Source organism: Mesorhizobium amorphae (assembly GCF_014843845.1).
Lineage (GTDB): Bacteria > Pseudomonadota > Alphaproteobacteria > Rhizobiales > Rhizobiaceae > Mesorhizobium > Mesorhizobium amorphae_A.
Genome location: NZ_JHQS01000061.1, coordinates 1 through 19,173 on the forward strand (window position 1 = coordinate 1; position 19,173 = coordinate 19,173).

17 protein-coding genes, 1 pseudogene and 1 riboswitch are annotated in these 19,173 nt (G+C 64.7%); of the genes and pseudogenes, 9 read left to right on the forward strand and 9 right to left on the reverse strand.

Annotated elements, in window-relative coordinates; translation table 11 throughout:
• Positions 1–670: pseudogene (locus tag DH08_RS26455) on the forward strand (hypothetical protein); the annotation flags it as partial.
• Positions 671–690: 20 nt separating this feature from the next.
• Here DH08_RS26455 and DH08_RS26460 read toward each other — a convergent pair.
• Together DH08_RS26460 and DH08_RS26465 are read right to left on the reverse strand one after the other, a co-directional pair.
• Positions 691–990: a CcdB family protein gene (locus DH08_RS26460; protein WP_192182088.1), complete on the reverse strand. Its 300-nt coding sequence runs from the start codon at positions 988–990 to the stop codon at positions 691–693.
• Entirely contained in the window at positions 990–1,232 is a 243-nt protein-coding gene (locus DH08_RS26465) for a type II toxin-antitoxin system CcdA family antitoxin (protein ID WP_120013622.1), read from the reverse strand. Before DH08_RS26465 ends, DH08_RS26460 begins: the two co-directional genes overlap by 1 nt.
• Before the next feature lie 160 nt (positions 1,233–1,392).
• On the opposite strand from DH08_RS26465, the gene DH08_RS26470 reads away from it, so the two are divergent.
• Positions 1,393–2,331 carry a homocysteine S-methyltransferase family protein gene (locus DH08_RS26470; protein ID WP_192182089.1) on the forward strand — a complete coding sequence of 313 codons (939 nt, stop codon included), beginning with the start codon at positions 1,393–1,395 and terminating at the stop codon, positions 2,329–2,331.
• 28 nt (positions 2,332–2,359) lie between these two features.
• On the opposite strand, the gene DH08_RS26475 is transcribed toward DH08_RS26470, so the two are convergent.
• Both DH08_RS26475 and DH08_RS26480 read right to left on the reverse strand, forming a co-directional pair.
• Entirely contained in the window at positions 2,360–4,177 is a 1,818-nt protein-coding gene (locus DH08_RS26475; protein WP_192182090.1) for an ABC-F family ATP-binding cassette domain-containing protein, read from the reverse strand.
• A gap of 2 nt (positions 4,178–4,179) precedes the next feature.
• Positions 4,180–4,824 carry a thiamine diphosphokinase gene (locus DH08_RS26480; RefSeq protein WP_192182091.1) on the reverse strand — a complete coding sequence of 215 codons (645 nt, stop codon included), beginning with the start codon at positions 4,822–4,824 and terminating at the stop codon, positions 4,180–4,182.
• A 134-nt stretch (positions 4,825–4,958) separates the two neighbouring features.
• Positions 4,959–5,073: riboswitch (TPP riboswitch) on the forward strand.
• A 43-nt stretch (positions 5,074–5,116) separates the two neighbouring features.
• Between DH08_RS26480 and thiB the strand changes: the two genes are divergently transcribed.
• The 4 genes from thiB (at position 5,117) to DH08_RS26500 (ending at position 10,140) form a co-directional block, all read left to right on the forward strand.
• Positions 5,117–6,115 carry a thiamine ABC transporter substrate binding subunit gene (gene thiB / locus DH08_RS26485; RefSeq protein WP_192182092.1) on the forward strand — a complete coding sequence of 333 codons (999 nt, stop codon included), beginning with the start codon at positions 5,117–5,119 and terminating at the stop codon, positions 6,113–6,115.
• An 8-nt stretch (positions 6,116–6,123) separates the two neighbouring features.
• Positions 6,124–7,734: a thiamine/thiamine pyrophosphate ABC transporter permease gene (gene thiP / locus DH08_RS26490; RefSeq protein ID WP_192182093.1), complete on the forward strand. Its 1,611-nt coding sequence runs from the start codon at positions 6,124–6,126 to the stop codon at positions 7,732–7,734.
• Entirely contained in the window at positions 7,731–8,516 is a 786-nt protein-coding gene (gene thiQ / locus DH08_RS26495; RefSeq protein ID WP_192182094.1) for a thiamine ABC transporter ATP-binding protein, read from the forward strand. The genes thiP and thiQ overlap by 4 nt, the downstream gene beginning before the upstream one ends.
• 154 nt (positions 8,517–8,670) lie before the next feature.
• On the forward strand, positions 8,671–10,140 hold the full coding sequence (locus tag DH08_RS26500; protein WP_192182568.1) for a M48 family metalloprotease: 1,470 nt from the start codon (positions 8,671–8,673) through the stop codon (positions 10,138–10,140).
• Positions 10,141–10,158: 18 nt separating this feature from the next.
• Here the strand turns inward: DH08_RS26500 and DH08_RS26505 are convergent, their stop codons facing one another.
• Entirely contained in the window at positions 10,159–11,022 is an 864-nt protein-coding gene (locus DH08_RS26505) for an RNA polymerase factor sigma-32 (protein ID WP_006202434.1), read from the reverse strand.
• A 326-nt stretch (positions 11,023–11,348) separates the two neighbouring features.
• Here DH08_RS26505 and DH08_RS26510 point away from each other — a divergent pair, with 326 nt between their 5' ends.
• The 3 genes from DH08_RS26510 to DH08_RS26520 all read left to right on the forward strand — a co-directional run bounded on the left by DH08_RS26510 (position 11,349) and on the right by DH08_RS26520 (position 13,721).
• Positions 11,349–12,122, forward strand: a complete 774-nt coding sequence (locus DH08_RS26510; RefSeq protein ID WP_192182095.1) for an amino acid ABC transporter substrate-binding protein — start codon at positions 11,349–11,351, stop codon at positions 12,120–12,122.
• 160 nt (positions 12,123–12,282) lie between these two features.
• Positions 12,283–12,963, forward strand: a complete 681-nt coding sequence (locus DH08_RS26515; RefSeq protein WP_192182096.1) for an ABC transporter permease subunit — start codon at positions 12,283–12,285, stop codon at positions 12,961–12,963.
• Positions 12,960–13,721 carry an amino acid ABC transporter ATP-binding protein gene (locus tag DH08_RS26520; protein WP_192182097.1) on the forward strand — a complete coding sequence of 254 codons (762 nt, stop codon included), beginning with the start codon at positions 12,960–12,962 and terminating at the stop codon, positions 13,719–13,721. The genes DH08_RS26515 and DH08_RS26520 overlap by 4 nt, the downstream gene beginning before the upstream one ends.
• Before the next feature lie 48 nt (positions 13,722–13,769).
• Here the strand turns inward: DH08_RS26520 and DH08_RS26525 are convergent, their stop codons facing one another.
• From DH08_RS26525 to DH08_RS26540, 4 genes are all read right to left on the reverse strand, one after another.
• Positions 13,770–14,351: a CarD family transcriptional regulator gene (locus DH08_RS26525; protein WP_192182098.1), complete on the reverse strand. Its 582-nt coding sequence runs from the start codon at positions 14,349–14,351 to the stop codon at positions 13,770–13,772.
• A gap of 373 nt (positions 14,352–14,724) precedes the next feature.
• On the reverse strand, positions 14,725–15,063 hold the full coding sequence (gene fdxA, locus DH08_RS26530) for a ferredoxin FdxA (RefSeq protein WP_006202440.1): 339 nt from the start codon (positions 15,061–15,063) through the stop codon (positions 14,725–14,727).
• Positions 15,064–15,212: 149 nt separating this feature from the next.
• Positions 15,213–15,599: an RNA-binding S4 domain-containing protein gene (locus tag DH08_RS26535; RefSeq protein ID WP_192182099.1), complete on the reverse strand. Its 387-nt coding sequence runs from the start codon at positions 15,597–15,599 to the stop codon at positions 15,213–15,215.
• 13 nt (positions 15,600–15,612) lie between these two features.
• Positions 15,613–19,044 carry a helicase-related protein gene (locus DH08_RS26540; protein ID WP_192182100.1) on the reverse strand — a complete coding sequence of 1,144 codons (3,432 nt, stop codon included), beginning with the start codon at positions 19,042–19,044 and terminating at the stop codon, positions 15,613–15,615.
• Positions 19,045–19,173: the final 129 nt, after the last annotated feature.

Genomic DNA, 19,173 nt, shown 5'->3' on the forward strand with positions numbered 1-19,173 from the left:
GCCGCCCGCAGCACCGGCTGACGCGACTGCCGCCGCTCCGACTGCGCCGCCAGCGGCCGGCACCACACCGGCCGCGCCTGCCGCACCGGCGGCCGCACCTGCCGAGACCGCGCTGCCGGTCGGCCAGAAAGCGATCTTCTACGAGGAACGTACCAGCACCGCGCAAGGCTCGGCCGAGCCTGGCAACATCGTCTGGTCGCTGGTGCAGGAATCGCCGGGCGGTGACCTGCCGCCCGAGCCGGCGATCCGGGCCGAAGCGACTATTCCGGGCAAGGACATCCAGCTGCGCATGACGATCAGGCGCAACACCGACCAGACGCTGCCGGCCAGCCACATCATCGAGATGATCTTCCTGACGCCGGAAGGCTTTGACGGTGGCGGCGTCGACAACATCCTGCGCATCGCCATGAAGAGCTCGGAGCAGGATGCCGGCAGCCCGCTGATCGGCATCCCGGCCAAGATCGCCGACGGCTTCTTCCTTGTCGCGCTCAACGACACCAAGGCGGACGAGGACGCCAACCTTACCCTGCTCCGCGGCCAGGACTGGATCGACGTGCCGGTTGTCTACAAGACCGGACGGCGGGCGCTGCTCACCATGGAGAAGGGCATCCCCGGCGAGAAGGTGTTCGACGAGGCGCTGAAGGCCTGGCAGGCCAAGACGTCGGGCTAAGCAAAGCTCGGCCCGACAATTCAGAAACCCTGGAACAACATGTCGAGCGCGCCGACGATGTCGTCGTGATGCTTGGTGATGTTCAACCTGATTTCACCCAGTTCGCTGGTCGGAACCGTGGCAATCAGATGGGTGGCCACAAGCAGCTTTCGGCCATTGATCTCGACGATGGGATGCAGTTTTCGAATCGCCGGTGGTGCGGCCTGGATCGGGAGAAGCGGGATCACCACTCGTGTCTTGAGATGGTCGAGCAGATCGGATTGCACGTTCAGCAAATAGCTGCCTTCGACGCGACCCGCGAAGACATCATAGCGGGCCATCAGAATTGCCGGTACTCTTCCAGCGGTATTCCTTGCTTTTCGGCGTATTCATTCCACGCCTCCATCGTGGCACGGTTCTCCAGCTTCCACAGCCGCGTCTTTTCGGCAGCCACGGCCTCTGCGATGCCGGCTTCCGCGGCGCGCGAGACATTGACGTCCAGCCCCTTGGCTTCCTTCATGAGATTGGAATCGATCGAAAGGTTCGCCGGCTGGCGGATCGCGTTCGAGGCAAGCTTGCGCATGGTGACCTCCGCAACATGCGCATAATCTATGCGCATTTGCGCGCCGCGGCAATGCGGTGTCCGATCGCGGTGCGCACGAACCTGCTTCCTAGGGACATGGGAGAAATTGTCCTCAGATGCTATACTCACTCAAACGGCAGGTCGAAACCGGGCACGGGCGATGACCAATGCGAAGATCGATCTTCGTGAGCTGGGCGAAACCGTTCTCCTGACGGATGGCGGCCTCGAAACGTCGCTCGTCTTCATGGATGGGCTCGATCTGCCGTTCTTTGCCGCTTTTCCCCTGCTTGGCGAGGAAGAAGGCCAGGAGAGGCTCGCTCGCTATTTCCGCCAGTTTCTGGATATCGCCGAACAGCGCGGCGTCGGCTTCGTGCTCGACACGCCGACATGGCGCGCCAATCCGGACTGGGGCGGGAAGCTCGGTTACTCGGATAAGGCGCTGTCGGCCGCCAACCGGCACGCTGTCTCGTGGGCACGGGCGCTCGGCGCGCCTTACGCCGCGCGCGGAATGGTCGTCCTTGTGAATGGAGTGGTCGGACCGCGCGGCGACGGCTACCGAGTCGATGCGGTCATGACGACGTCCGAAGCTGAAAACTATCACATCGACCAGATCAAGGCGTTCCGCGACGCCGGCGCCGATATGGTCAGCGCCATCACCATGACCTATTCGCACGAGGCGGCCGGGATAGCCTGCGCCGCAATGGCATCGGGCCTTCCGTCGGTGATTTCCTTCACTGTCGAGACCGATGGGCGCCTGCCCTCCGGCGAGAGCCTGAAGGATGCCATCGAAACCGTTGACGACGAAACCGACGGCGCACCGGTCTATTTCATGATCAACTGTGCGCACCCCAGCCATTTCGACGCCGTTCTTGCCGGCGACGGAGGCTGGGTGGGCCGCATTCGCGGCGTGCGCGCCAACGCGTCCGCCAAGAGCCATGCCGAGCTCGACGCGGCGACGGAGCTCGATCCGGGCGATCCGGTCGACCTCGGCCGGCGCTATCGCGCGATGCGCGACCGTTTCGGCCACATCGGCGTGCTCGGCGGCTGCTGTGGTACGGACGCAAGGCACATCGCTGCGATCTGCGATGCCTGCCTGTGACGGGCTGCTGTTCAGAGACGGCCCAGCTCTAGCCTTCCATCTCTTCGCGCAGCATCTCCAACTCCAGCCACTCCTCCTCGAGCGCGGCCAGCGTGGTGCGCTCCTTGTCGAGGGCGGCAATGGTCTTCTGAAACGAGGCAGGATCGCGCTCGTAATAGGTGGGATCGGCGATGTTGTTCTCCAGCCTTGAGATCGATGCGGTCACCGCCTCGATCTTCTTCGGCAGCGATTCCAGCGCGAATTTCTGCTTGAACGAGAGTTTCTTGGCCGGAGCTTTCGGAGCCGCGGGTTCTGACCTACCTGTGGCCGGCGCTTCGCCAGCGTCCTTCGGCCTCGCCTTGCGGTCTTCCAGCCTGGTGCCGCCGCGCTGCGCCAGCATGTCGGAATAGCCGCCGGCATATTCGATCCAGCGGCCGCCGCCGTCAGGCGCAATCACGCTGGTCACGGTGCGGTCGAGGAAATCGCGATCGTGACTGACCAGGATGACGGTGCCGGCAAAACCGGCGACCAATTCCTGCAGTAGTTCCAGCGTCTCCATGTCGAGATCGTTGGTCGGCTCATCGAGCACCAGAAGGTTCGCCGGCCGCGCCAGCACGCGAGCCAGCAGCAGGCGTGCCCGCTCGCCGCCAGAAAGCTCGCGCACCGGCGTGCGCGCCTGCTCCGGCTTGAACAGGAAGTCCTTCATGTAGGAGACGACGTGGCGCTGCTCGCCATTGACGACGAGATTTTCGCCGCGCCCGTCGGTGAGGTAATGCGCCAGCGTCTCGGCCGGGTCGACGGCCTCGCGCTTCTGGTCGAGCGTGGCGATCTCCAGATTGACGCCAAGCCGGATCGAGCCGGCATCCGGTGCCAGCTCGCCGGTCAGCATCTTCAAAAGTGTCGTCTTGCCGGCGCCGTTCGGTCCGACCAGACCAACGCGATCACCGCGCTGGATGCGGGTCGAAAATCCCTTGACCACGGTGAGGTCGCCAAAACTCTTTTCAATGTTCCTGGCCTCGATCACCAGCTTGCCGGATTCGGCGGCATCGCTGGCCACCAGGGTCGCCGTGCCCTCGGCGCCGCGATGGCCGCGAAATCGCTGGCGCATGGTTTGCAGCTCGCCAAGCCGGCGCATGTTGCGCTTGCGCCGCGCCGTCACGCCGTAGCGCAGCCAGTGCTCCTCACGCACGATCTGGCGGCCGAGCTTGTGCTGCTCGCGCTCTTCCTCTTCCAGCACCTGGTCGCGCCATTCCTCGAAATGACCAAAGCCCTTGTCGAGCCGGCGGGTCTGGCCACGGTCGAGCCAGACGGTGGCGCGCGAGACGCGCTCGAGAAAACGGCGGTCGTGGGAGATGAGGATCAGCGCCGACGAGGTGCGGGCAAGCTCCTCCTCCAACCATTCGATCACCGACAGGTCAAGATGGTTGGTCGGCTCATCGAGCAGCAAAATGTCGGGCTCGGGCGCCATGACGCGGGCAAGGGCTGCGCGGCGCGCCTCGCCGCCGGAGAGATCGTTCGGCTTCTCCTCGCCGGTGAGGCCAAGGTGTTCCATCAGATAGGTGGCGCGGTAGGGATCGTCGGCGGGCCCCAGTCCCGCCTCGACATAGGCGCGAACGTTGGCGAAATCGTCCATGTCGGGCATTTGCGGCAGATAGCGCACGGTCGCCGAGGGCTGGCGGAACACTTCGCCATCCTGCGGCTCGATCATTCCAGCAGCGATCTTCAGCAGCGTCGACTTGCCGGAGCCGTTGCGGCCGACCAGCGCGATCTTGTCGCCGGCCGAGGCACTGAGTTCGGCGCCGTCAAGCAGCGGCGTGCCGCCGAAGGTGAGCTTGACCCCGTCGAGATTGAGAAGCGGCGGGGCCATGATCAGCTTTCAGGCAAGGGGTAGGGGTGGGCAAGCAGCAGTGCGCGGCCGCTGCCCAAGGCGATTTCGAGGCGGCCCTTGACCTCGTTGGAAATGGTCAGCGACGAGCCGAACGCAACCTCGACATGGTCGAGCGGCCATTTGGCGCCAGTGACGCTCAAGCCGGCAAGGTCGGAGAAGCCGAGCACCGAAAACAGCGTGCCGTCGGCGTAGCCGAAACCGGCTTTTCCAGGCAAAAGCGGGATGCCTTCCTGTGCGCCGCTGGTCAAAAGCACATCCATCCCGCCTTCAGCCAGGCGCACCGCGAGGGCCAGGTGCAGGAAGGCGTGGTCGGCACGCTTGCCGCCGAAGGCGCCGGCGAGAACCAGGCTGGTGGCGCCGCGTTCGAGTGCGGCTGATATCGCCAGTTCGCCGTCGGTCTGGTCTTTCTCGGGTGGAAACACCTGGCGCGGCACGGCGGCCAGGTCGTCAGGCAAATCCGCGGGAACGGAATCGAAATCGCCGACCCAGAGTTCGGGCATCACTCCCAGCATGCGGGCATGGCCGATGCCGGCGTCGGCGGCGATGACGCGCGTGCCCTCGATCTGGCGGTCGAGCAGTGGCGTGCGGATGAGATCGCCGCCAAGCAGGATGGTGAATGTGCTCATATCTCGTGGCCCTTACCAGCCCTGCCTGCGAAACGGAAGGCCGGGCCTTAAGTGCGTCGCGTCTTTGGGCAACATGCACTGGATCCCCGGCAAAGTTCCGCTTGCACGCCACATCGGCCGGGCCTATGTGTCGAAACGCTCTAACGGGGTGCCGGACGCGATCTTCGCGGACCGGCTGAGAGGCAAACCAGCCAACCCGCTGAACCTGATCCGGTTTGTACCGGCGGAGGGATTAGACGTTTCGGACAACCCGACGCCTCAATTCCTTTCAACACGAACGAAGGAGGCGCCGATGCGCACGCTTTTATACGCACTGATCTCAGCAATCACCCTGGCTGTTACTGCACCCGCGCAAGCGCAGGACAAGCTCACCGTCTACACCTATGAGAGTTTCACCGCCGAGTGGGGTCCGGGTCCGTTGGTGAAGAAGGAATTCGAGGCCGAATGCGGCTGCACCCTCGACTTCGTCTCGGTCGCCGACGGCGTGGCGCTGCTCAACCGCGTCAGGCTCGAAGGGGCCTCGACCAAGGCCGACATCGTGCTCGGCCTCGACACCAACCTGACGACCGAAGCCAAGGCCACCGGCCTTTTCGTGCCGCATGGCGCGGTGTCCGATGTCACCGTGCCGGGAGGCTGGAGCGACGACACCTTCGTGCCGTTCGACTATGGCTATTTCGCCGTCGTCTACGACACCGAAAAGATGAAGACGCCACCGAAGAGCCTGAAGGAACTGGTCGAAGGCGATGCAACCGACAAGATCGTCATCCAGGATCCGCGCACCTCGACACCGGGCCTCGGCCTGCTGCTCTGGGTCAAGTCGGTCTATGGCGACAAGGCGCCGGAGGCCTGGGCCAAGCTCAAGTCGAAGGTGCTGACAGTGACGCCGGGCTGGAGCGAGGCATACGGCCTGTTCACCAAGGGCGAAGCGCCGATGGTGCTGTCCTACACCACGTCACCGGCTTACCACATGGTCGCTGAAAACACCGAGCGCTACCAGGCGGCGTCCTTCGAGGAAGGCGAGTATCTGCAGATCGAGGTTGCCGGCATCACCACGACCGGCGCCAAGAACCCGCTGGCGGAAAAGTTCATGGCCTTCATGACCGGGCCGAAGTTCCAGAATGTCATTCCGGAAACCAACTGGATGTTCCCGGCCGGCAAGACCGACAAGCCGCTCAACCCGGCCTTCGACAGACTGGTCAAGCCGACCAAGACCTTGCTGTTCAGCCCGGATGAGGTTGCTGCCAACCGCAAGGCCTGGGTCGACGAATGGCTGGCGGTGATGAGCAAGTAGGGGTCGGGATGGTACCGGCGCGTTCGACCGATTCCCGCGTCAGCGCCGGCATCGTCGCGCTTTCGGCAATAGCGCTGCTTATCGGCGGCGCGTTCGCCGGGCTCATCCTCGAAGGCGCGCGCGACCTGTCCGGCGCTGCGTCCGCCTTCGATCCCTATCTCCTGCGCGTCGCCCGCTTCACGCTGTGGCAAGCGGCTCTCTCAACGCTGCTTTCCGTCGTGCCGGCGCTGTTCGTGGCGCGCGCCCTGTCGCGGCACCCGCGCTTTTTCGGCCGCGGCCTGATCCTGCAGCTCTTCGCCCTGCCGCTGGCACTGCCGGCGATCGTCGCGGCGCTCGGCATCCTGGCGCTCTACGGCAATGCCGGTTATTTCGCCGGCATTCTTGGCAGCCGGAATTGGCCGGGCATCTACGGGCTGTCAGGCATTCTCGTCGCCCATGTCTTCTTCAACCTGCCTTTGGCCACAAGGCTGTTCCTGGAGGCGCTGGGGACGGTGCCGGCCGACCAATGGCGGCTGGCGAGCCAGCTCGGCATGGGCGCAAGACCCGCCTTCCGGCTGATCGAATGGCCGGCGCTGCGCGCGGCACTCCCCGGCATTGCCGGGCTTGTCTTCATGCTCTGCATCACCTCCTTCACCATCGTGCTGACGTTGGGCGGTGGGCCGGCCGCCACGACGCTGGAGGTCGCCATCTACCAGGCGCTGCGCTTCGATTTCGATCCCACACGGACCGTAACGCTGACATTTCTGCAGATCGCGCTCACCTTCGTCGTCGTGCTGGCCTTGATGCGGCTCGGTGCCAACACGGTTGGCGATGCCAATCTGCCGGTGGCGCCGCGCCGCTATCTTTCCGCCGGCACGGCCGAGACGGCGTTGAACGCCGCCTTGATCGGTCTGGCCTTGCTGTTCGTCGCCGGGCCGATGGCCGCGACGCTGGCGGCCGGGCTTGGCGCCGATCTCGGCCGGCTGGCGGGCGAGGCTGCCGTGCGACAGGCGACGCTGACCAGCGTCGTGCTTGCCTTGCTCTCGGCGGTTCTTGCAGTGGCGCTGTCGTTGTCGCTCATCATAGCGCGGCGAGCACTCGCGCTGATGCGCGGCGCCGGTCCTCGGACGCTGCTCGAACATGCCACCGACACCGGCGCCGGCTTTGTGCTGGTCGTGCCGCCCATCGTCGTCGGCGCCGGCTGGTTCCTGCTGTTGCGTACGATCAGCGACGTCTTTGCCGTCGCGCCTGTCATGGTCGTTGCCGTCAACGCGGTGATGGCAATGCCCTTTGCCATCCGTGCCGTGCGTCCCGCCTATGATGCGGCGAGCGAACGCCACGAACGGCTTTGCGCGCAACTTGGCATCTCAGGCTGGAGCCGGCTCATTCTGGTCGACTGGCCGTCGCTCAGGCGGCCTCTGGCCACAGCCTTCGCCTTCGCCATGGCCTTGTCGCTCGGCGACCTCGGCGTCATCGCGCTGTTCGGCAGCGATTCGGTGCAGACCTTGCCTTATCTTTTGCTGGCGCGCATGGGCAGTTACCGGACCGCGGACGCCGCCGGTCTGGCCTTGCTGCTCGGCATGGTTTGCCTGGCGCTCGTGCTTGTCGCGGACCGGCTGGGGCGGGGAGAACGAGCATGACGCCCACCCCTGATGGCGCCGACGTGAAACACGGGGCAGCAGTGCGGCTGGACAATGTTTCGTTCAGCTACGGCGAGGCGTCGTTTCTCTTCAATGTCGAGTTTGCCGCTTCCAGGATCACCGCCATCATGGGGCCAAGCGGCTCCGGAAAATCGACGCTGCTCAATCTGGTGGCCGGTTTCGAGGCGCCAGGGTCGGGCCGCGTGCTGATCGGCGAGGCGAATGTCAGCGCCGCCCCGCCTTCGGCCCGGCCGGTGTCGATGGTGTTCCAGGAAAACAATCTGTTTGCCCATCTCTCGGTGGAGCGCAATGTCGGGCTCGGCCGCTCGCCGTCGCTCGGCCTAAGCGGCGCCGACCGCGAGGCGATCGCCGGGGCACTCCAGCGCGTCGGCCTTGCCGGCAAGGAAAGCCGCCTGCCACGCGAACTCTCCGGGGGCGAGCGGCAGCGCGTCGCACTTGCCCGCGTGCTGGTGCGCGACCGGCCGGTGCTTCTGCTCGACGAGCCATTCGCCTCGCTCGGACCGGCCTTGCGCGACGACATGCTGGATCTTTTGGCCAGTGTCCATGCCGAGCGGAAGATGACGGTTCTGTTCGTCACCCACCAGCCCGAAGATGCGCGCCGCATCGGCCAAGATATGGTGTTTCTCGACAATGGCACGGTCGCCGCGGCGGGGCCGGCGGCGGATTTCTTCGACGGCGCTGGACCGGAAGCCTTCCGGCGCTATATCGGCTCGGGACCGGTCAACGCCGGATCACGAGATATTGCCCGGAAGCGGACATAATTTACGGTCAAACCGGGTTTGGACGATGCGGCGTTTGCTTGCCTTGACCGGAGGAGTGTGGCTAGGTCCGGCCATACTGGTCCGGCATAGGCCGTGATTTGCCGCAAACAACAGAAGGGACGCCGATCTGCCGACCGGCAAGGACAGACTGTTGATAAAGCCGCTGGCGCGATTCCTTGCGCTGGCCGGCTTGGCCGTGGCGCTGGCAAGCTGCCAGATGTTCACGCCGCCGGATGTGCAGGAATCCGGTTTCCAGCCGTCCGACAGGCCCGTCACCGTCGACAATGTCGTCGCCAACAGCAAGCTCGCCGAGATGGCGAAGGCGCAGCATCCGCGCATCCTTGCCACCTATGGCGGCGAATATTCTGATCCCAAGCTTGAACGGATGGTGGCCAAGGTCGTTGGCAGCCTGACCGTGGTGTCGGCCAATCCGACCCAGACCTATCGCATCACGATCCTCAATTCGCCCAACGTCAACGCCTTCGCGCTGCCTGGTGGCTATCTCTACGTCACGCGCGGACTGCTGGCGCTGGCCAATGATTCGGCCGAGCTTGCCGCGGTCATCGCGCACGAGATGGGCCACGTCACCGCCAATCACGGCCTGCAGCGGCAGCAACTGGAGGCCGAGGAAGGGCTGGCGACCAAGGTCGTCTCCGATGTGCTCGGCGACAGCCCGACCGCCAAGGCCGCACTCATCCGCGGCAAGCTCAGGCTTGCGCAGTTCTCGCGCAACCAGGAGCTCGAAGCCGACGCCATCGGCATCAAGTCGGTCGGCGAGGCGGGTTATGATCCTTACGCCGCCGGCCGATTCCTGCAGTCGATGTCGGCCTATACCGATTTCCGCTCGATCAGCGGCGCCACCGATGCCAGCCTCGACTTCCTGGCGACGCACCCCAACACGCCGCAGCGCATCGACCTGGCGCAGCGGCATGCCCGTCAGTTCGGCCCGCCGGGCGTTGGCACGCGCGACCGCGATGCTTTCCTCGCCGGCATAGACGGCCTGCTTTACGGCGATACGCCGGAAGAAGGCTATGTGCGCGGCCAGACCTTCCTGCATCCTGGCCTCGGCGTGTCGTTCACCGTGCCCGACGGCTTCGTCATTGACAATTCGGCCGCCGCCGTGACGGCGACCGGCCCGGGCGACATGGCGATCCGCTTCGACGGCGTTGCGATCGACAAGAACCGCCCGCTGACCGACTATATCCGCAGCGGCTGGGTGGCCGGCCTCGACGATGCGAGCGTGAAGCAGGAAACCATCAACGGCAACGAGGCGGCGACAGCGCATGCCGGCGCGGACGGCTGGCAGTTCGACATCGCGGTGATCCGCGCCGGGGGCCAGGTCTACCGGCTGCTGACGGCGGCACCCTCGGCCAGCACGACGCTCGATCCGGTGGCGCGCTCGGTGAGCGGCTCGTTCCGTATCCTCAGCGCGGCCGAGAAGGCGGCGCTGAAGCCGCTGCATATTCGCGTCGTCACCGTGCAGGCGGGGCAGACCATGGGTTCGCTCGCCGCGCAGATGGTCGGCGTCGACCGCAAGCTCGACCTGTTTAGGGTGCTCAACGCGATGTCGCCGGGTGCCGCCGTTTCGACCGGCGACAAGGTCAAGATCGTCACAGATAGATAAGGTTCAGGACGGCAAGGTTCAGGCGGCTGTCGCCATGAATTCGGGGTTCTGCTCGACCAGCGCAACCTTCAGCTTTTCCATGGCGCGGGCTTCGATCTGGCGGACGCGTTCCTTGGAAATGCCGAGCGCTTCGCCAAGCGACTCAAGCGTTGCGCCCTCGTCGGTCAGACGTCGCTGCTCGATGATCCTGAGCTCGCGGGCATTGAGCGCGCCGAGCGCTGCCTTGAGCCAGAGCGAGCGGCGTTCGATGTCGATCGTGTCGCCGACGATTTCATCCGGCAAGGGATCGTCCGAAATCAGGAAATCCATGCGCTCGGCCGTGCCGGCATCGTCGGCAAGCGGCGCGTTGAGCGAAGAGTCGGGAGCCGAGAGGCGGGAATCCATCATTGCCACGTCGGCCTCGGAGACGCCGAGCGCGACGGAAACTTCGCGGTAGAGTGAGGCGTTGGAGATCGGTTCGGCGCCGTTCGCCAGCCGGGCGCGCAGGCGCCGCAGGTTGAAGAACAGCGCCTTTTGCGCCGAGCTGGTGCCGCCGCGCACGATCGACCAGTTGCGCAGGATGTAGTCCTGCATCGAAGCGCGGATCCACCATGTCGCATAAGTCGAAAACCGCACCTCGCGGTCCGGCTCGAAACGCGCCGCGGCTTCCAGCAGGCCGACATGACCCTCCTGGATCAGGTCGCCGAGCGGCAGGCCGTAGTGGCGAAACCGTGAGGCCATGGAAATGACCAGCCGCATATGCGCGACGGTGATCCGGTGCAGCGCCTGCTGGTCGTTATCTTCCTTCCAGCGCAAGGCCAGAAGATGCTCCTCCTCGCGCTCGAGATAAGGAGCCTTCATCGCCGCGCGGACCATGGTTCGTCCTGCCGTGTCTTCGATCATGCCGCGCTCCTGTTCCGGGTCTTGCCGGCGGGCTCGCCACCGCGATCTTGTCGGCGCTTCGGTTGAAATGTCGGCGCTGCGCCCTACAACAGCAAAACTCGCCACGCCGAGGAATGTTCCCCGGCGCGATCGCCCTGCGTTGAACGGAGTGAAGCGAAGCGGGAACGCTGAAGGTTTGCGCAGCGTTCGTCGGTGTGGATTTTGAGAATGGGATTTCTGGAATGACCTATCTTTGAAATCCGATTCCTTATTTTGCCGGCCTGCATCTGCCAGTTTCCAGCCCTTCACAAAGTGCCGACCACCGGCCAAGACGGGATCACAGAAAAATGAATTGGCTCACTTCGCTCATCATCGCTGGAACGCTGCAGGTTCTGGCGGTTACCGCAGGCAATGCCGGCGCTAATCTCGACCAGATCAAGCAGGCTGGCGTCATCAAGGTCGGCACGGAAGGCACCTATGCGCCCTTCACCTATCATGACGCTTCAGGCGCGCTGGTCGGCTTCGACGTCGAGATCGCCAAGGCGATCGCCGACAAGCTCGGCGTGAAAGTCGAATTCCTCGAAGGCAAGTGGGACGGGCTGATCGCCGGCCTCGACGCCAACCGCTATGACGCCGTCATCAACGAGGTTGGCATCACCGATGCGCGCAAGGCGAAGTACGACTTCTCCGATCCCTATATCGCCTCCAAGGCGGTGCTGATCGTTCGCGGCGACAACACGGATATCAAGAGCTTCGCCGATCTCAAGGGCAAGAAGTCGGCACAGTCGCTGACCTCGAACTTCGGCAAGCTCGCCGAGACCAACGGCGCCGAGCTCGTCGGTACGGACGGCTTCGACCAGTCGATCCAGCTGCTGCTCACCGGACGTGCCGACGCCACCATCAATGACAGCCTGTCCTTCCTCGACTTCAAGAAGCACAAACCCGACGCCAATGTGAAGATCGCGGCGCAGGAAGAGAACGCCGACTATTCCGGCGTGATCGTGCGCAAGGGCGATCCGGAACTGGTCGCCGCCATCAACAAAGCGCTGACCGACATCAAGGCTGACGGCACGTACAAGAAGATCGCCGACACCTATTTCGGCCAGGACGTCTCGCAGTAAACGCATTCTTCTCCGGCGGGCCGATGTCGGCCCGCCTTCCATATTTTGCGGTGAGCCGTCTTTGACGGCTCGCCGGTTTTCGCATGATATCCGGTCCTGTGTTCGCGCCTCGACGGATGCGGGCTGATGCACCGCAGATGATCTGGCAAGGAGGCCTTCTGTGCCGCACTGGCTGCAACTGATGCTGGACTCCTTGCCGACGCTGTTGTGGGCGGCGCTGATCATTACCGTGCCGCTGACGCTGCTGTCGTTTGCCTTCGGCCTCGCCGCTGGACTGGTCACGGCGCTGATCAGGCTGTTTGGCCCGAAGCCGCTGGTCGCCGTCGCCCATTTTTATGTCTGGATTTTTCGCGGGACGCCGCTTTTGGTGCAGCTGTTCCTGATCTTCTACGGCCTGCCGTCGGTCGGCATATTGCTCGACGCCTTTCCCGCCGCGTTGATCGGCTTCACGCTCAATATCGGCGCCTACACGTCGGAGATCATCCGCGCCGCCATCGGTTCGGTGCCGAAGGGGCAGTGGGAGGCGGCCTATTCGATCGGCATGAGCTGGAGCCAGGCGATGCGGCGCACTATCCTTCCGCAAGCCGGACGCGTGGCGGTGCCGCCGCTGTCCAACACCTTCATCTCGCTGGTCAAGGACACCTCGCTGGCCGCTGCCATCACGGTGCCGGAAATGTTCCAAGCGGCGCAGCGCATCGTCGCCACCACCTATGAGCCGCTGATCCTCTATGTCGAGGCGGCGGTGCTCTATCTGGCGCTTAGCTCGGTGCTGTCGGCGCTGCAAACGCGGCTGGAGGTCAGGCTCAATCGCTATGGCGGCTTCCTGGAGGCGCGCGCATGATCGGCCTCACCAATATCGAGAAGCGCTTCGGCGACAATCTTGTGCTGAAGGGCGTCACCGTCGCCATCGAGGAGGGCAGCGTCACCGCCCTTGTCGGCCCCTCAGGCGGCGGCAAGAGCACGCTTTTGCGCTGCATCAACCTGCTGGAGATCCCGACCTCCGGCAGGTTGCGCATCGGCGACGAGACGCTGGAATTCCGCCCGGGCATCAAGGTCGCCACTCGGGATATCCGGCGCCTGCGGCTGCAGACCGGCATGGTGTTCCAGAATTTCCAGCTGTTTCCGCACCGCAGCGCCATCGAGAACGTGATGGAAGGGTTGGTGACGGTACTGAAATGGCCGGTTGAGCGGGCGCGCGAACGGGCGATGGCCTTGCTCGAGAAGGTCGGCATGGCGCACAAGGCCGATGCCTGGCCGGCGACGCTGTCGGGTGGCCAGCAGCAGCGGGTGGCCATCGCCCGGGCGCTGGCGCCGTCGCCGAAAGTGCTGCTTTGCGACGAGCCGACCTCGGCGCTCGACCCGGAACTGGCGCAGGAAGTGGTCGACGTGCTCGGCCAGCTCGCCAGCGAAGGCACGACCATGGTGATGGCGACGCACGACCTCAGGCTCGCTTCCAAGATCGCGCAGGAAGTGGTCTTTCTCGACGCCGGTGTCGTCGTCGAGAAGGGTCCGGCTTCCGTGGTGTTCAGCACCCCGGAGCATCAGCGCACCAAGCGCTTCATCGCTACGCTGAAGCAGGAGGCGGGCGAGCCCCAATAAAAAACCCGGCGCGAGGCCGGGTTTTCCTGAATTCAAAGAGCGAAAAGCTCAGGCAGCTTCTTCCTGCTCGGATTCCTCGTTGTCGGCCTTGGCGCCGCGCTTCGGACCCTTGTTGAGGTTGACCTCGATCAGGCGCACCGCTTCGGTCTCCGACATGCGGTTGACGGCAGCGATCTCGCGCGCCATGCGGTCGAGTGCCGCCTCGTAAAGCTGGCGCTCGGAATAGGACTGCTCCGGCTGGTTGTCGGCGCGGTAGAGGTCGCGCACCACTTCCGAGATCGAGATCAGGTCGCCCGAATTGATCTTCGCATCATATTCCTGGGCGCGGCGCGACCACATGGTGCGCTTGATGCGGGCACGGCCCTGCACGACCTTCAGTGCGCGGTCGACATAGTCCTCTTCCGACAGCTTGCGCATGCCGATCGAGGTCGCCTTGGCGACCGGCACCTTCAGGCGCATCTTGTCCTTCTGGAAGTCGATGACGAAGAGTTCCAGCTTGTGGCCTGCCACCTCCTGCTCGTCGATCGACACGATCTGGCCGACGCCATGCGCCGGATAGACAATGAACTCGCCGGTCTTGAAACCGTGACGCGCTGCGGTGGACTTCTTCTGCGGGGTGATCGTTGCCATACGCCCTGAACTCCTTGTTGTAGCGCCGGCGTGGCGGCGCCGGCTGAAACTTCGCGCGATCGGGGTGGCCGACCGTTAGCCGCACAACAGACGAACCCATCCGGAAAAGCCGGGACCGGCAAACCGCAATATCGCGACCGCCTGCCCCAGATTGCTCTGGTCCGGATTGAGAAGTTCACCTTTCAGTGATTTGGGGCGTTTGCGCCATAAATCGATGTTGTGTCACCGGCATGTTTGGCTGATGTAGCACAAAAAGTCGGAAGAATCAAGGTTTTGCTGCATTCGCGAAGGCAACGGGCCATCACCGCCTGTCAAGACGGTTGGTGTCTCATGGCCGTTACGCAGCGTCATGCCGGCGGAACCGGCGCGACCGTCAGTCGCCTTCGCCGGGCTCGGCGGAGAAATATTTCTCGAACTTGCCGGCCTCGCCATCGAAGGTTTTGGCGTCTGCCGGCGGCTCTTTCTTGGCGGTGATGTTGGGCCATTTCTCGGCGTATTCGGTGTTGACCTGCAGCCATTTTTCAAGGCCCGGTTCCGTATCGGGCTTGATCGCGTCGGCCGGGCACTCCGGTTCGCAGACGCCGCAGTCGATGCACTCGTCGGGGTGGATGACGAGCATGTTCTCGCCTTCGTAGAAACAGTCGACCGGACAGACCTCGATACAGTCCATGTATTTGCATTTTATGCAATTGTCGGTCACGACATAGGTCATCGGTCGGCTCCGGGACGTCCCATTTTGTTGGGCTTTTTTGGTGAGGTAACGCCTTTGCCTGCCGCTGGCAAGGGCGGCCATTCTCACCGGTGTCGGCGCTTCCGGAATGGATTTCCAGGGCGAGACGTTGGTGAAAGTCACGCGTGCCTTCAATCGTCGCCGATGAGCCGGTCGGTTTGGCGGCGTTCCTTCTTGGTCGGCCGGCCGCTGCCGGCGTCGCGCAGCGCCGGAATTGCATCTGGAACGGCCTCGCCCTTCGGCGCCGGCGGTGGCGACATGTCTTCGTAAAGCAGGCGTGCTTCTTCAGCCGGGCCGCGCCGGACCCCCACGCCGAGCACCTTCCAGACGAAGATGCGCCGCTCCAGCGTGATGGTCAGGACATCGCCAGGCTTGACCAGATCCGAGGCCTGCGCTGCTTTGTCGCGATTGATGCGGACGCGTCCGGCGACCACCAGCTTCGCCGCCAGCGAGCGCGATTTCACCGCGCGGGAAAAGAACAGCCATTTGTCGATTCTCTGGCGGCCTTCGGCAACCATCGGACCCTTTGACTTACTTCTTCAGCTGGTCGCGCAGTGCGGCGAGCTTGGCGAAGGGCGAGTCCGGATCGAAACGCACCGGACGCTCCTCGCGCGGCTTTGCCTGGAATGCAGGCTTGCCACCCTGTGCGCCGCCCTTGCCGTCCTGCCGGCCGCCTTTCCAGTCGGGCCGGCTCTCGCGGCGATCGGGACGCTCACCCTGCGGCTTGCCCTCGCGCCGTTCTCCGGCCTCGCCCTGAGGCTGCGGCCTCGGCTTGAACTTGCTGCGATCGAAGCGCGGCTTGCCGACACCGTCGCGCTGTTCGCGGCGACCCTCCTGAGGCGGCCGGCTGCCGGGGGCGGCTTCAGTGCCGGCCGGCGCATCGCTGCGGCCCTGCGCAGCCTGCCCGTTGCGCGGACGATTGTCCCGGCGGTTGTCGTGATGGCGGTGACGTGGGCGCTGCTCGAAACGACCCTGCCGCCACAAAAGGATGGGTTTTGGTTCTTCAGCCTCTGGAGCGGGCTCGCCGGTAGCGGTTTCCGCGGCCGTTGTGTCTTCGCTTGCAGATGAAGTCTCGGCGACCGGTTCTGCCGATGCGGCATCGACTTCGACAGCTTCGGATTCCGCCGCCGGCTCTGCCGGTGCGGCCTCAACCTCGGCAGCTTCGGGCTTTGCCTCTGGCTCAGCCTCTGTTTCGGCGGGCGCTTCTGCGACGGCTTCGGCTACTGGCGGCGCGTCGTCCGTGGCCTCTGTGGGCGTCTCCGGCTGCGCGTCGGTAACAGCCTCCGCGGCTGCGTCAGCGACGGGCTCCGCAGGAATTTCAGCCTCTACAGTGGCAGCCGCATCAGGCTCCGAACCTTCGGCCGTGGTCTGAGCGACAGTGTCGGCAACGGCTTCCGCCGCCACAGCCTGCTCGGCCATTGCCGCCTCTTCCGCTGCCAGTTTGGCTGCGGCTGCCTCGCGCGCGGCATTGTCCTGCGCTTCGAGCCGCGCCTTGACTTCGGCGGCAGGCTTCGGTTCGGCGCGGTAGCCGAGACCCTTCAGGATCTCTTCCATGTCGTCGGCGGTGGCGCCGAGGATCGACATCATCGGCGGCGTCACCATGAAGGCGTTGCCGTCATAGGCGCCGTCGGGGCGCTGTCCGAGGCCCGGCTTCCAGTTGGTCGCCGGACGGATCAGGTCGGCCAGCCGCTCGAGGATGTCGACGCGGACCGCGCGGCGGCCGAGATTGCGGTAGCCGGCGAGTTTGTAGAAGGATTTGTCGAAGGTCGGATCGATGACCACCGAGGTGCGGCCCGACGCCAGGGCGTGAACCACGTCGCCAAAACCCGGCTTCTCCTTGCCGTCATTCTTCAATGCCCAAAGCAATGTCACCAGTCCGGCAGGCGCCGGCTTGACCAGCGCCGGCACGAAGACATGGTAGGCGCCGAAGCGAACGCCCAGCCGGCGCAATGCGGCGCGACCTTCCTGATCGAGCGACTTCATCTCTTCGGCAATGTCGCGGCGGTTGATGAGGCCGAAATTCTCGACCAGCTGGAAGGCGATGCCGCGGCCGATGCCGGTGATCTGGTCGGCGTTCTTCAAGTCGACCAGCGGCTTCAGCAGGGATTCGACCTGGAAGTTGACGAAGCGCTCGGCGCGCGCCGCGACCTTGTCGCGGGCGGGACCGGTAAGTTGCTCGTCGGCCAACAGGACAAGGCGCGGCTTCAGCGGCTCGTCGCCGGCGACCAGCGTGCCGACCGGCGCGCCGATCCAGCGCAGCGTGCCGTCGGAGCCGAGCGCGATGTCGCCATTGGCGCAGGCGCCGAAGCGTTCGGCGCGCGCCTCGAATTCGGTGGCCAAAGCCTTTTGTGCCGCCGTGCGCACGGCCTTGGCATCCTCGCCGCCGGCGCTCTGGTCGGCGGTGAAGCGGAACCCTTGCAACTCGCCGACATGATGGCCTTCGACAAGGACGGTTCCGGTAGGGCTAATTTCGGCTTCAGGCATGGTATTTTCTCTAAGGCGCCGCATGAGGACGGAAGTCCTGCGGTCTACGAAGCGTTTCGTCAACCGCTCATGCAGCGCATCCGACAATCTGTCTTCGATTTCGCGCGTCTTTTCCTGCCAGTGTGCCTGATCGGCCAGCCAGCCGGGCCGGTTGGAAACGAAAGTCCAGGTGCGGATCTGGGCGATCCGGTGCGACAGCGTGTCGATGTCGCCGTCTGTCGTATCGGCACGCCGCACCTGCTCGGCCATGTAGTTCTCGTCGACATGGCCATGCCGGGCGAGGTCCATATAGATCGAGGCGATGAGGTCGGAATGCTGGGCCGGCGCGATCTTCCTGTAGTCGGGGAGTGCGCAGGCTTCCCACAGCAGCGCCACCCGCTTGGCGTCGGTGGCCAGAGCGCGGATGTCCGCGTCGCGCGACAGGTGCTCGAGCGCTTGAGCATCGACCGCCGGCAGCGCCCGCGTCAGGCCCTCAACCGGCGCGTTGGTTTCGATCGAGCGCTTCAGCGCATCGAGGCTGGCGAAATCGAAATCGGCGGTGCGCCATTGCAGCACCTTCACCGGGTCGAAATCGTGCCCCTCGATCTTCTTGACCAGCTCTTCATCCAGCGGGTCGACCTGGCCGGTGACGCCGAAAGTGCCGTCGCGCAGATGGCGGCCGGCGCGGCCGGCGATCTGGCCGAGTTCGGCGGATGTGAGGTCGCGAAACTGGTAGCCGTCGAACTTGCGGTTCTGGGCGAAGGCGACATGGTCGAGATCGAGGTTGAGTCCCATGCCGATGGCGTCGGTGGCGACGAGGTAGTCGACATCGCCGGACTGGAACAGCGCCACCTGGGCGTTGCGGGTGCGCGGCGAGAGCGCGCCGAGCACGACGGCGGCACCGCCCTGCTGGCGACGGATCAATTCGGCGATGGCGTAGACCTCGTCCGCCGAGAATGCGACGATCGCCGTGCGCCGGGGCAGACGGGTCAGCTTCTTCGAGCCGGCATAGGCGAGGTGCGACAGCCGCGGCCGCGTCACCACCGAGACGCCCTTCAACAGGCGCTGCAGGATGCCGTGCATGGTGGCCGCACCCAGCAGCAGCGTTTCCTGACGGCCGCGCAGATGAAGGATGCGGTCGGTGAAGATGTGGCCGCGCTCGAGATCGCCGGCGAGCTGGACCTCGTCGATGGCGACGAAGGCGGCGTCGGTCTCGCGCGGCATGGCTTCGACGGTGCAGACCGAATATTTGGCGCCCACCGGCTGGATCTTCTCCTCGCCGGTGATGAGCGCCACCTTATGAGCGCCGACCTTTTCGCAGACGCGCGTGTAGACTTCGCGCGCCAGCAGCCTGAGCGGCAGGCCGATGACTCCGCTTTCATGCGCCACCATGCGTTCGATGGCGAGATGGGTCTTGCCGGTGTTGGTCGGGCCGAGCACGGCCGTCACGTCGCGGCCCGAAAGGATCAGCGGCTGAGAGTGTTTCGGCTGGATGTTCATCGGCTCGGAAATAACGCTTCTGCCGCTCGTTGCCGGGGAGCACGCCAGTGCTGGCGCGTGTGACAGCCGACACATAAGGATTTCAGGCGCGAAGCGAAAGCGGAATGTTCCGCAGGTGGGCGAAGAGCG

What these genes read in the sequence shown, in the direction of transcription:
- DH08_RS26460 (WP_192182088.1), bottom strand. Translation starts at nt 990, where the DNA reads ATGGCCCGCTATGATGTCTTCGCGGGTCGCGTCGAAGGCAGCTATTTG.
- DH08_RS26465 (WP_120013622.1), bottom strand. Translation starts at nt 1,232, where the DNA reads ATGCGCAAGCTTGCCTCGAACGCGATCCGCCAGCCGGCGAACCTTTCG.
- DH08_RS26470 (WP_192182089.1), top strand. Translation starts at nt 1,393, where the DNA reads ATGACCAATGCGAAGATCGATCTTCGTGAGCTGGGCGAAACCGTTCTC.
- DH08_RS26475 (WP_192182090.1), bottom strand. Translation starts at nt 4,177, where the DNA reads ATGGCCCCGCCGCTTCTCAATCTCGACGGGGTCAAGCTCACCTTCGGC.
- DH08_RS26480 (WP_192182091.1), bottom strand. Translation starts at nt 4,824, where the DNA reads ATGAGCACATTCACCATCCTGCTTGGCGGCGATCTCATCCGCACGCCA.
- thiB (WP_192182092.1), top strand. Translation starts at nt 5,117, where the DNA reads ATGCGCACGCTTTTATACGCACTGATCTCAGCAATCACCCTGGCTGTT.
- thiP (WP_192182093.1), top strand. Translation starts at nt 6,124, where the DNA reads ATGGTACCGGCGCGTTCGACCGATTCCCGCGTCAGCGCCGGCATCGTC.
- thiQ (WP_192182094.1), top strand. Translation starts at nt 7,731, where the DNA reads ATGACGCCCACCCCTGATGGCGCCGACGTGAAACACGGGGCAGCAGTG.
- DH08_RS26505 (WP_006202434.1), bottom strand. Translation starts at nt 11,022, where the DNA reads ATGATCGAAGACACGGCAGGACGAACCATGGTCCGCGCGGCGATGAAG.
- DH08_RS26510 (WP_192182095.1), top strand. Translation starts at nt 11,349, where the DNA reads ATGAATTGGCTCACTTCGCTCATCATCGCTGGAACGCTGCAGGTTCTG.
- DH08_RS26520 (WP_192182097.1), top strand. Translation starts at nt 12,960, where the DNA reads ATGATCGGCCTCACCAATATCGAGAAGCGCTTCGGCGACAATCTTGTG.
- DH08_RS26525 (WP_192182098.1), bottom strand. Translation starts at nt 14,351, where the DNA reads ATGGCAACGATCACCCCGCAGAAGAAGTCCACCGCAGCGCGTCACGGT.
- fdxA (WP_006202440.1), bottom strand. Translation starts at nt 15,063, where the DNA reads ATGACCTATGTCGTGACCGACAATTGCATAAAATGCAAATACATGGAC.
- DH08_RS26535 (WP_192182099.1), bottom strand. Translation starts at nt 15,599, where the DNA reads ATGGTTGCCGAAGGCCGCCAGAGAATCGACAAATGGCTGTTCTTTTCC.
- DH08_RS26540 (WP_192182100.1), bottom strand. Translation starts at nt 19,044, where the DNA reads ATGAACATCCAGCCGAAACACTCTCAGCCGCTGATCCTTTCGGGCCGC.